We start from the raw sequence: 7,883 nt of genomic DNA, 5'->3' as shown, positions 1-7,883 counted from the left end.
AGCTAAGCCTTTCAGCGCCGATGGTACTGCAGGGGGGACCCTGTGGGAGAGTAGGACGCCGCCGAACAAATTGTGGGGAAAGCCCCGCACCAGACTGTAAGGGATTACGGTCACGGTGCGGGGCTTTTTCGCGTTGTGGGCCGGCCCGTGCGGGTGGCAGTATCCCTGCATGGAACACGTCATACGCCCTGTGCGCGCCGAGGAATGGCCGAAGGTCAAGGAGCTGCGGCTGGCCTCGCTGGCCGATCCTGCGGCTCCGGTCGCTTTCCTCGACACGTACGAGAAGGCCTCCGCCCAGCCCGACGCGTTCTGGCAGGACCGTGCCGAAGGGGCCGCGCACGGGAACTCCGTGCGGCAGTTCGTGGCCGAGGGCCCCGACGGATCCTGGGCCGGCAGTGTGACCGTACTGGTCGAGTCCGCCGACGGCGAGGCCCTGTTCGGAGACCGGATCGGGGTCGCGCAGGCGCACCTCGTGGGGGTGTTCGTGCGGCCGGAGCACCGTGGGTGCGGGCTGACCGAGCGGCTGTTCGCGGCGGCCCTGGCCTGGGCCTGGGAACTGGAGGAGCCGCGCCTGGAGCGGGCCCGGCTCTTCGTGCACGAGAACAATCCGCGCGCCCAGGGCTTCTACCGCAAGGCCGGGTTCGTACCCACCGGCGTCACCGCTCTGCTCGGGGACGACGGCTGCCGCGATCTGGAGATGGTGCTGGAGCGGCCCTGATGTGCGGGGGGAGCGGGCGGTGTCAGGTCAGGGCTTCCGTCCAGCGGGCTCGGGCCTGTTCCGGGGAGCGGAGCAGCACCAGGGGTGCCAGGCCGCGGTCCTGGCCCCTCGATAGGAGTTCCGGCAGGCCGGGGAGCGGGGCCACGGCCGCGACGTCGTCCAGGACCAGCGTCATTGGTGGGTCGAGGCGACCGTCAGATGACCGTTCGGCCATGCGGCGGCCGCGCTCGACCACGTCTGAGGCGAGTGCCGTCAGGAGCGGCATCGCGCCGGGGTGGGAGCGGGGATCCTCGATCGCTTCCCCCACCACATAAAGGGTGCCCCCCTCGTCGACGAATGATTCCAGCGCGAGCGAATCGGGCCGGTTCGGTGTGCAGGCCTCGCGGATGTGGATCGAGGAGAGGCAGCTCAGGGCGCGGGCGGTCAACTCCTGGGCGACTTCCCGGCGTTCGGGGTAGGCCGTCAGGGCCGATTCCAGGAGGCCCGCGCTGCCGCTCTGGGCCTTGGGGTGGGTGCGCAGGATGCGTACGGCCTCGTGGGCGGCCGTGCCCTGGGCCCAGCGGTGCAGCTGCTTGGTCGCCCTGCCGTCGCGGTTCTCCAGGGCGGCGGCGTGCAGCCAGCAGCGCAGGAGCGTCTCCGCGGTGTCCGCCATGGCGGCGTCCATGCGGGCCTGGGGGCGGACGGGGGCGAGCAGCGCGGTGGCTCGCGCCGCGGCGGTGTCCGGGTCGGTGCAGCCTGTGGTGGGCGACCAGTGGAGGCGGGCGGGGGTGTCGCAGCGGTGGGTGGGGTCGTAGACGTGTACGGGGCCGAGCTTCGCGCGGGCGTCCTTCGTCTCGGCCCACAGGGTGGGGTCCGAGGTGACGATCAGGGCGGCGCCCTCGGCGTCCTGGATGGCCTGGAGGGCGGCGGGCCTGCGGGAGGCCGGGGGCCCGAAGTGGAGCCGGGGGGTGGGCTGTTCGGTCCGGGGGGTCGGCACCCCCCTTCCAGTGAAAGCCGGCCCGGGCACCGTGGCCGGCCCGATCGGCACCGCCGGCACGGGCGGGTCGAGGGGTTGCTCGGGGCCGGGGGCCGGATGCTCGGCGGCGCCGGGGATGGCGACCGGGGCTCCGGGGGCCGGGCTGTGCCGGGTCCGCGCTTCCTCGGGGGCCGGGCCTCGCTCGCCCAGGGGGGACTCGGGCCGGGCGGGGGCGCCGACGCCCCCGGCGGGCACGCCCGTGGCGGGAGCCGGGACGTTGCCCGCGGTACGGGCGAGACCGGATTCCAGGGCGGCGGCGGGAGCCGACTCCACGACGGAGGCCGGGCCCGACTCCATGGCAGGGGCCGGGCCCGACTCCACGACGGGGGTCGGGCTCGACTCCATGGCGGGAGCGAGCCCGGACCGGTCCATGGCGGGAGCGAGCCCGGACCGGGTCTTGGCTCTCGCTCGTACCGCTCGCCAGCGTGTGAACGTGCCCAGGGCGAAGATCGTCAGGACGATCAGGATCAGGAGTTCGCCGACCAGGAGGCCCCAGAAGAGGCCGTAGCCGGAGAGGGCGTCCGGCGGGGTGTCGGGCCAGGCGGCGGCGAGGTCGTGCGGGGCCACGACCAGGGCGCGCAGGGCCGTCGGGCTGTGGGTGAACGATACGCCGGGCGGCCAGGCGCCGTGCGTGAAGAGGCCGCCGAGGCCGGTGGCCGTCCACACCAGGACCGTGAGGCCGAGGAGGAAGGCCAGGAGGCCGACCAGCAGGGAGTCGGGGATGCCGCGCTGGTCGCCTCTCGGGGTGCCGGTCGTGCTCACGTCACGCCACCGTGGACTCGGAGGAGTCGGGTGCGGCGGACAGTTGGCGTTCGATCATCGCCGCCCGGCGTTCCGTCTCGGATTCGAGTTGGGAGTCCAGCTCCGAGGCCAGGATGTCGTCCGTCGCCGCGGACTCCGTCATGGCGCGGTCGGTGAAGACCAGGGGGCGTTCGCGTTCGGTGATCAGGTGCTTGACCACTTGGACGTTGCCGTTCACGTCCCACACCGCGATGCCGGGGGTCAGGGTCGGGATGATCTCCACGGCCCAGCGCGGCAGGCCGAGGACGCGTCCCGTGGCCCTCGCCTCGTCCGCCTTCTGGGCGTAGATCGTCCTGGTCGAGGCCATCTTGAGGATGGCGGCGGCCTCCCGTGCCGCCGCTCCGTCCACGACGTCGGAGAGGTGGTGGACGACGGCCACGAAGGACAGGCCGAGCCGGCGGCCGAACTTCAGGAGGCGCTGGAACAGCTGCGCCACGAAGGGGCTGTTGATGATGTGCCAGGCCTCCTCGACGAGGAAGATGCGCTTCTTGCGGTCGGGGCGGATCCAGGTGTGCTCCAGCCACACGCCCACGATCGCCATCAGGATCGGCATCGCGATCGAGTTGCGGTCGATGTGCGAGAGGTCGAAGACGATCAGGGGCGCGTCCAGGTCGATGCCGACCGTCGTCGGGCCGTCGAACATGCCGCGCAGGTCGCCGTCGACCAGGCGGTCGAGCACCAGGGCGACGTCCAGGCCCCAGGCCCGTACGTCGTCTATGTCGACGTTCATGGCCTCGGCCGATTCGGCCTCGGGGTGGCGCAGTTGCTCCACGATGTCGGTGAGGACCGGCTGGCGGTCGGTGATGGTGGCGTTGACGTAGGCGTGCGCCACCTTGAGCGCGAAACCCGATCGTTCGTCCAGGCCGTGCCCCATCGCCACTTCGATGATCGTGCGCAGCAGGGCGAGCTGGCCCGTGGTCGTGATCGCCGGGTCCAGGGGGTTGAGCCGGATGCCGCCGTCCATGGCCGTCATCGGGTCGAGCCGGATGGGAGTTATTCCCAGCTCGCGGGCGATGAGGTTCCACTCGCCGACGCCGTCCTCGCCCTGGGCGTCGAGGACCACGACCTGCCGGTCGCGGAACCTCAACTGCCGCAGTACGTAGGTCTTCTCCAGGGCCGACTTGCCGTTGCCGGACTCGCCCAGCACCAGCCAGTGCGGGGCCGGGAGCTGCTGACCGTACAGCTGGAAGGGGTCGTAGATGTAGCCCTTGCCGCTGTAGACCTCGCGCCCGATGATCACGCCGGAGTCGCCGAGGCCGGGGGCGGCGGTCGGCAAGTAGACGGCCTGGGCCTGGCCCGTGGAGGTGCGGACGGGCAGGCGGGTGGTCTCCACCTTGCCGAAGAGCAGGGCGGTGAAGGCGTCGGTGACCAGAGACAGCGGATCTCGCATGGCGGGTACTGCCTCTCGGCTAGCGGCGGATTCCGGTCGCGAACGGCAAGGTGTTGACGAAGGCGCGGTGGTGCTCGCGGTCGCACCATTCGAGCTTCAGGTACGACTTGCCTGCGGAGGCTCTGATGGTCCGCTTGTCGCGGGCCAGGGCCTCCGGCGAGCGGGAGGAGACCGTGATGTAGCCGACCAGGTTGACGCCGGCCGCGCCGCTCGCGAGGTCTTCGCCGCGCTGGTCGAGCCGGCCGTGGGCGGCGATGTCGCGCGGGTCGACGGTGCGGTTCATCTTGGCCGCGCGGGAGGCCTCGGCCTCGTCGTTGGTCTTCTCCGTGAGCATCCGCTCGATGGCGACCTCGGTCGGCTCCAGGTCCATGCAGACGGCGACCGTGCGGATCACGTCCGGGGTGTGGACGAGCAGCGGGGCGAGGAAGTTGACGCCGACCGGGGTCATCGGCCACTCCTTGACCCAGGCCGTGGCGTGGCACCAGGGGGCCCGGGTCGAGGACTCGCGGGTCTTGGCCTGGAGATAGGTGGGCTCCACGGCGTCGAGCTCGGCCGGCCAGGCGTTGCGCTTGGTCATCGCCTGGATGTGGTCGATGGGGTGGTCCGGGTCGTACATGGAGTGCACGAGGGAGGCGAGGCGGCTCTGGCCGAGCGGCTGGCGTACGCGGATGTCGGCCTCGGCCAGCCGGGCGCAGATATCGGTGAGTTCGCGGGCCATGACGACGGCGAGACCGGCGTCGCGGTCGAGCTTGCGGCCGTGCGGGTTGGCGGCGCGGGCCATCGCGTGGGCCTCGGCGGCGAGTTCGCGGCTGTACTGCATGCACGCGACGAGGTAGGCGCGGTGCTGCTCGCTGGAGGTGGAGACCATCGACTGGAGCTGCTCGTAGGACTCCTGGAGCCAGCCGGGGGCCTTGGTGTCGCCGCGCTGGGCGACGTCCTTGGCGTGGGCGTCGGGGTCGGCGGGCAGGGTGCGGGCGAGCATCTGGAGGCGCGTCACGAAGCCGTCGCCGTTGGCGACGTGCTTCAGGAGGGTGCCGAACCGGTCGACGAGGGCCTCCTGGTCCTCGCTGTCGCGCAGGCCGACGCCGGGGCCCTCGATCTCGATGGCGGCGGTCACCGTGCGCCGGTCGGCGTGCAGGAGCACCGCGATCTCGTCGGGCCCGAAGGGGGCGGCCAGCCAGTTGACGTGGCCGATCCCGGGCGGCGGGCCGACCTCGATTTCGCGCCCGTCGAGCCCCACGCCGGCCTCGGCCGCGCCGGAGCGGTAGGCGGTGCCGCGGCGCAGCGAGCGCTTGTAGCTGCGGTTGATCTCGAACCACTTGTAGAACGTGCGGTGCTTGTACGGCAGGTAGACCGCGGCGAGCGCCAGGAACGGGAAGCCCATCAGGAGCACGATCCGCAGGGACAGGACGGGGACGAGGAGTCCGCACATCATGCCGAGGAACGCGCCGCCGATGATCAGGACGATCTCGCCGGTCTCGCGGTTCTTGCCGACGACGGCCGATGGCCGGGCGCGGCCGATCAGATACGTGCGGCGGGGCGCGACCGGTTGGGACTGGGTCGTCAACGCCCTCCACCTCCAGTGTTCTTGTTACCTGCGGTTCCGCCGGAGTTGCGGCGGTGGGTGTGCGGCGTGCCGGACGTGGGTCCTGAGCCGCTGCGGGGCGGGGGTGCGGCGGAGGGGACAGTTCCGCCGCCGACCCCGCCGCCGGCCCCGCTCGCGGAGCCCCGGGCGCTGTGGGCGGCCACGCCGCCGGACAGCGGGTTGGCGGGGCGGGCCTGGGTGGCACCGCCGCCTCCCTGGTTGCCGCGGCCGCTGTGGGTCTTGATGCCCTGCGAGACGAGGGCCGCGGGCGAGGAGATGAGGGCCGCGGCCTGGGAGCCGTCGGTGGCTTGCTTGCGGTTGGTGCGGGCGGAGGCGATCTCGTCGCCGAAGCCGGGCACGAAGCGGTAGATCATCGCCGAGGCGAAGATGGCGAGCAGGATGATGGCGAGGCCGGAGACGACCGCGGAGAAGGAGTCGGGGCCCTTGCCGGAGGAGAGCGCTCCGGCGAGGCCGAGCACGATCACGATGACGGGTTTCACCATGACCACGGCGATCATGATGCCGGCCCAGCGGCGGACGTGGCCCCACATGTTCTTGTCGACGAGCCCGGCGTAGACGACGGTGCCGAGGAGGGCGCCGACGTACAACAGGGCGGCGCGGACGACCAGTTCGAGGAAGAGGACGCCGGCGGCGAGGATCGATACGAGCGCGACGACGATCAGCATGATCGGGCCGCCGCCGATGTCGGTGCCCTTCTTGAGGGCGGCCGAGAACGAGCCGAAGAAGACGTCCGACTGGTTGCCGGTGGCGTTGGCGATGGCTTCCGTGACGGCGTCCGTCGCGGAGACGACGGTGTAGAGGATCAGCGGGGTGAAGGCGGAGGCGAGCACGGTGAGCCAGAGGAACCCGACGGCCTCCGAGATCGCTGTGGACAGCGGGACGCCGCGGATGGCGCGCTTGGCGACGGCCAGGAGCCACAGGACGAGGGTGAGGAAGGTGGCGGCGGCGAAGACGACGGCGTACTGGGTGCGGAAGCTGTCGTTGGTGAAGTCCACGGTGGCGGTGTTCTTCACGGCGTCGGAGAGCTTGCCGACGATCCAGGCGGCGGCGTCTGCGCAGCCTTTGGCCAGGGAGGTCAGGGGGTCGGCTGCGCCGGCCGTGTCCGGGGTGGTGGGCTTGGACCCGCTCTTGGCGCTGCCGTTCTCGCAGTAGTCCTTGGCGAGGCCGACGATGAGATCGCAGGGGTTGTTGCTGCTGCTCGGGCTGGGGCTCGGACCCCCGCTCGGGGTCGGAGAGGGGCTAGGAGCCGCCCATGCGCCGGAGGCGAGCAGCACCACCGAGGGTGGCAGGGTCGCGAGGAGGGAGTACATCAGCGCGCGCCGGCTACCGGGCATAGGTGAAGCCTCCGTATCCCTGAACAGCCTTGGCGATCTCGTCGGCGGTCGAGGCGCGGTTGTCACCGCTGACGGGGGTGGGGCCCTCCGTCTGCGACGAGGACTCGATCTTCCAGTCCCCTTCGGTCCACTTGAGCTTCTCGGTGATGGTGAACCAGGTCTGGGTCACGGGCTTGGTGGATCCCGTACCGGCCAGACCCACGAGGCCGGTGCACCAGGCCTCCACGGTCGCTGAGGCGCCGTCCTGCTGGATCACTTTGGTGCCGACCGGGACGGTCCGTGAGACGAAGGTGAGCCCGGCAGGGGTGGAGCCGTCGTCGTTCAGGCCGACGTTCTTGAAGAAGGCCGAGGTGTACGCCTGGTCGAGCTTGCCGAGCAGCCCGTCCACCACCGCCGGGTCGTGGGTGGCCCGCACGATGTCGCCTCGGGTACTGGACTTGAACATCCCGTCCGACCCCAGCGCCACCGCATAATTCGCCGCCGCCGACTGCGCCCCCTGCTCATCATGGGCGAAGCCCGAAGCGATCCCCCCCTGCTTCCCCGCCACCGGCTTCGTCCCCGTCGCCCCCGTGGCCCGGGCGGCGGGGCCGGGGCCGGAGGCGGGGTCGGTGGTGGAGGGGGTGTCGTCGCCGCCCCGGTTCGCGAAGGCGATGGCCGCCACCAGCAGGACCACGACGCCGACCACCATCACCAGGGAACGGGTGTTGCGCGGTTGGCGGCGGGTGGAGCCGTAGGGGTCGCCGGGGGTTTCGGGCATGCGGGTGCGGGTCTGGCGGGTGCCGCCGAGCGTGCTGTAGCGGTCGTCGGCGTGGCCGGCATCGCTCCCGCCGTGGCCCGGCTCGTCGTCGAAACTCATGCCTGCGCCCCCTCGACCGTGTGCGGATCCGCGTAGTACGACGGTAGCCGTGCTGGTTCGCGCGCGGGCGCGGTGTGGTGACTCGACATCAGGGAGACGCAACCTCTGCCGGTGGGCGCGACGGACGGATGGTGTGAGGGGTACGGGAGGGGTCGGCGGTCGG

The 7,883-nt window shown here is 71.7% G+C and carries 6 protein-coding genes; 1 reads left to right on the top strand and 5 read right to left on the bottom strand.

Annotated elements, in window-relative coordinates; translation table 11 throughout:
* Window positions 1-169: 169 nt before the first annotated feature.
* A complete protein-coding gene (locus ACGF3I_RS30890) occupies window positions 170-718 on the top strand; it encodes a GNAT family N-acetyltransferase (RefSeq protein WP_393137809.1) in 549 nt (182 codons plus the stop codon).
* A 22-nt stretch (window positions 719-740) separates the two neighbouring features.
* On the opposite strand, the gene ACGF3I_RS30885 is transcribed toward ACGF3I_RS30890, so the two are convergent.
* The 5 genes from ACGF3I_RS30885 to ACGF3I_RS30865 are packed head-to-tail and all read right to left on the bottom strand — an operon-like array spanning window position 741 to window position 7,720.
* Window positions 741-2,495, bottom strand: a complete 1,755-nt coding sequence (locus tag ACGF3I_RS30885; RefSeq protein ID WP_393137808.1) for a type VI secretion protein — start codon at window positions 2,493-2,495, stop codon at window positions 741-743.
* Between the two features lies 1 nt (window position 2,496).
* A complete protein-coding gene (locus tag ACGF3I_RS30880) occupies window positions 2,497-3,924 on the bottom strand; it encodes an ATP-binding protein (RefSeq protein ID WP_393137806.1) in 1,428 nt (475 codons plus the stop codon).
* 19 nt (window positions 3,925-3,943) lie between these two features.
* A complete protein-coding gene (locus ACGF3I_RS30875; protein ID WP_393137804.1) occupies window positions 3,944-5,491 on the bottom strand; it encodes an SCO6880 family protein in 1,548 nt (515 codons plus the stop codon).
* On the bottom strand, window positions 5,488-6,864 hold the full coding sequence (locus ACGF3I_RS30870) for a hypothetical protein (protein ID WP_393137803.1): 1,377 nt from the start codon (window positions 6,862-6,864) through the stop codon (window positions 5,488-5,490). The genes ACGF3I_RS30875 and ACGF3I_RS30870 overlap by 4 nt, the downstream gene beginning before the upstream one ends.
* Window positions 6,854-7,720 carry a hypothetical protein gene (locus tag ACGF3I_RS30865; RefSeq protein ID WP_393137801.1) on the bottom strand — a complete coding sequence of 289 codons (867 nt, stop codon included), beginning with the start codon at window positions 7,718-7,720 and terminating at the stop codon, window positions 6,854-6,856. Before ACGF3I_RS30865 ends, ACGF3I_RS30870 begins: the two co-directional genes overlap by 11 nt.
* Window positions 7,721-7,883 lie beyond the last annotated feature (163 nt).

The sequence above is a fragment of the Streptomyces sp. NPDC048111 genome (genome assembly GCF_043202815.1).
Taxonomy (GTDB): Bacteria; Actinomycetota; Actinomycetes; order Streptomycetales; family Streptomycetaceae; genus Streptomyces.
The sequence above is the reverse complement of the archived record's forward strand: the minus strand, read 5'-3'. Positions and strand labels throughout refer to the sequence as shown.

Bases quoted from the DNA above. Each gene is read 5' to 3' on its own strand.
- ACGF3I_RS30880 (WP_393137806.1), bottom strand. From the start codon at position 3,924: ATGCGAGATCCGCTGTCTCTGGTCACCGACGCCTTCACCGCCCTGCTC.
- ACGF3I_RS30890 (WP_393137809.1), top strand. From the start codon at position 170: ATGGAACACGTCATACGCCCTGTGCGCGCCGAGGAATGGCCGAAGGTC.
- ACGF3I_RS30870 (WP_393137803.1), bottom strand. From the start codon at position 6,864: ATGCCCGGTAGCCGGCGCGCGCTGATGTACTCCCTCCTCGCGACCCTG.
- ACGF3I_RS30865 (WP_393137801.1), bottom strand. From the start codon at position 7,720: ATGAGTTTCGACGACGAGCCGGGCCACGGCGGGAGCGATGCCGGCCAC.